Below are 1,321 nucleotides of genomic sequence, written 5' to 3' on the forward strand. Positions count from 1 at the left end.
GGCGGCTGGCCGTAGCCCGGGTCGTAGCCGGGAGCAGGAGGCTGGCCGTAGGGGTCGTAACCGGGGGCCCCGTAGCCCTGGTCGTAACCAGGGGCGCCGTAGCCCTGGTCGTACCCGGGGGCGCCGTAGCCCTGGTCGTAACCAGGGGCGCCGTAGCCCTGGTCGTACCCGGGAGCACCGTAGCCCTGGTCGTAACCAGGGGCGCCGTAGCCCTGGTCGTACCCCGGAGCACCGTAGCCCTGGTCGTACCCGGGGCCTGCTTGTCCGTAGCCGTACTGGCCCTGCTGGCCGTACGGGTCACCCTGGTCGTATTGGCCGTAGCCGCCGGGCTGGCTCATTGGTCGGTCTCCTGCGTCGCTCATTCGTGCCGACCGTGCGGAGGTCCCTCCGTCGTGTGCCGTGACGTCGGGGTCGACGGTCGAGCGGGTTCTGAACTTTCCAGTATGCAGCGCCTCGTTGCGCTCTAGCGAAACTACGACGTCACCATAGGTGTCCCAGCCGTGCTCAGCGAGGTGCTGTGAGACTGCTTCGGCGAGCATCCGGGTGACCCGTTGCTCGTCTTCCGCCATCCGGTCGTGATCGGCGGCTCCCAACGACACGACGTAGTGGTTGGGCGCGAGTTTGCGCCCGCCCGCGAGGTCCCGGACGTTGTCCTCACACTCACGCTCCAGTTCCAGCGCCACTTCCTGCGTGACGACGTTGCCGCCGAATATCCGCGCGAAGGCGTCTCCCACGAGGTTCTCGAGGCGCCGATCGAAGCGCTGCACGCGTCCCACCGGGGCCACCTCCCTCCACGTGTACCTTCCGACGCGATCGTATCCGGTTTTCGGCGTGAAAGACCGGGCCCTGTGAAACCCCGTCGACGGGGCCTGGTAGGCTTCTTCTTGCTGACGCGGTCAGTCACTCGGGCGAGTGGCGGAATGGCAGACGCGCACGGTTCAGGTCCGTGTGTCCGGAAGGACGTGAGGGTTCAACTCCCTCCTCGCCCACCACGAGCCCCGTCCCGGTCCGCCGGGGCGGGGCTACTTCTCTGCGCGGGGCCTGTCGCGAATGTCACCCGCCGTCCGCGTCCCCGTCCGGCCGCATCCGGCCGCCGATACCGTGACGGGCGTGAGCGAACAGTGGTCGGCACGGACCCGTGCGATCGTGGCGGGACGCCCGCACGAGTCGGACGGGCCGATGAACACCCCCCTCGTCCCGGTCAGCACACTCGGCCTCGGCTACGCCCGCGAGGACGGCACGCCGACCTGGGCCGCGTTCGAGGACGCGGTCGGTGACCTGGAGGGCGGCACCGCCACGGCGTTCGCCTCCGGGATCGCCA

1 protein-coding gene, 1 tRNA gene and 1 pseudogene are annotated in these 1,321 nt (G+C 69.5%); 2 read left to right on the top strand and 1 reads right to left on the bottom strand.

Annotation, left to right across the window (positions count from 1 at the left end; translation table 11 throughout):
* On the bottom strand, positions 1-776 hold a 776-nt coding region (locus ACTIR_RS0112855), incomplete at its 3' end, for a DUF3662 domain-containing protein (protein ID WP_026454594.1).
* 130 nt (positions 777-906) lie between these two features.
* Between ACTIR_RS0112855 and ACTIR_RS0112860 the strand changes: the two genes are divergently transcribed.
* Together ACTIR_RS0112860 and ACTIR_RS0112865 are read left to right on the top strand one after the other, a co-directional pair.
* Positions 907-992 (top strand) — tRNA-Leu (locus ACTIR_RS0112860).
* A gap of 109 nt (positions 993-1,101) precedes the next feature.
* Positions 1,102-1,321 (top strand): annotated as a pseudogene (locus ACTIR_RS0112865) (PLP-dependent transferase); the annotation flags it as partial.

It is taken from the genome of Saccharomonospora iraqiensis subsp. iraqiensis (genome assembly GCF_000430445.1).
GTDB lineage: Bacteria > Actinomycetota > Actinomycetes > Mycobacteriales > Pseudonocardiaceae > Saccharomonospora > Saccharomonospora iraqiensis.